This window comes from Massilia sp. CT11-108, assembly GCF_047302915.1.
Taxonomy (GTDB): domain Bacteria; phylum Pseudomonadota; class Gammaproteobacteria; order Burkholderiales; family Burkholderiaceae_D; genus Telluria; species Telluria orientalis.
Map to the genome: position 1 here is coordinate 1 of NZ_JBKYMO010001054.1, position 823 is coordinate 823.

Below are 823 nucleotides of genomic sequence, written 5' to 3' on the forward strand. Positions count from 1 at the left end.
GCCCTTGTCGCCGTGCCGATCACCGTCCGGACTGCCTGTCCGCCACCTGCTCCACGGCCGGCGCCGCAGACGGTGCCGCGACAGGTCGCGCCGCATGCTCGCGCACGAGCGCCTGCAGCGCGTCGCGCTCGACGGTCTCATGGTCGAGCAGCTGGCGGGCCAGCGCATCCAGCAATACGCGCTGCTCGCGCAGCGTGACGCGCACCCGTTCATGCGCTTCGTCGAGCAGCCGCGCGATCTCCCCATCGATCAGGCGCGCCGTACGTTCGCTGTATGCCGTATTCGGCGGCTGGGCCGGCGCATAAGGCGCGGCGGCGGGCTGCTCGAACGTCGCGAGGCCCATACGTTCGCTCATGCCGTATTGCGCGACCATGTGGCGCGCGAGATCGGTCGCCATCTGCAGGTCGTTCTGCGCCCCCGTCGAGAGGTCGCCGAACACCAGCTCCTCCGCCACGCGTCCGCCGAGCAGCACGTCCATCCGGTCCAGCAGCTCGCTCTTCTTCAGCAGGTAGCGGTCCTCGGCCGGCAGCTGCTGCGTATAGCCGAGCGCGGCGATGCCGCGGGGGATGATCGACACCTTCGCCACGCGGTCCGCATGCGCGCGGAACTCCGCCGTCAGCGCGTGCCCCGCCTCGTGGAAGGCCACCGTTTCCTTTTCCATCGGATTGATCAGGCGCGAGCGCTTTTCCATGCCCGCGATGACGCGGTCGACGGCTTCCTCCAGGTCGCCGCGCTCGACCCTCTCCTTGCCGCGCCGCGCGGCCAGCAGCGCCGCCTCGTTGACCAGGTTGGCGAGGTCGGCACCGGCCAGGCCGGGCGTCCT

At 70.7% G+C, this 823-nt stretch carries 1 pseudogene; it reads right to left on the reverse strand.

The features are described 5' to 3' along the window. Nucleotides 1–19: 19 nt before the first annotated feature. Nucleotides 20–823 (reverse strand): annotated as a pseudogene (locus ACEN88_RS33085) (cell division protein FtsH); the annotation flags it as partial.